This window comes from Methylobacterium crusticola (assembly GCF_003574465.1).
GTDB lineage: Bacteria > Pseudomonadota > Alphaproteobacteria > Rhizobiales > Beijerinckiaceae > Methylobacterium > Methylobacterium crusticola.
Genome location: NZ_QOWC01000543.1, coordinates 1 through 373, shown reverse-complemented (window position 1 = coordinate 373; position 373 = coordinate 1). Strand labels below are relative to the sequence as shown.

The following is a 373-nucleotide window of genomic DNA, read 5'->3' as shown; positions in this document are numbered from 1 at the left end:
GGTAAAGGATCGCGTAAAGCCGAAGGCCGAGAAACCGGCATCGGAAGATCCTGCTACCAACGGCGATACCCGGACGCTGACGCTGCCTGGCGTCGACATGGCCGGAAATTTCGCGGACGCGAAAAACGAGCAAGCGCTACAGGTCGATGCAAAGTCCTCTGCAGCTGATGCGCGCCAGATTCTTGATCGGGCGTATGGACTGATTTTTGAGGACGGGGCCGTTCCTAAGACCGTCGTAATGTCGTGGGAAGAGGGCGAGCGGGCTGCAGTAGAAGCGGTGCTGCACAAGCACTATCACGATGGCAGCGGAATAGCCGATTCGAAGGTGCCACGTGAAATCATGCAGGGTCTACGTGACGGCAAGTTCGGCGTG

At 58.2% G+C, this 373-nt stretch carries 1 protein-coding gene; it reads left to right on the top strand.

The window, feature by feature from the left end:
- Positions 1–373: hypothetical protein (locus DT057_RS35915; protein WP_162501638.1), on the top strand; the 373-nt coding region annotated here is incomplete at both ends.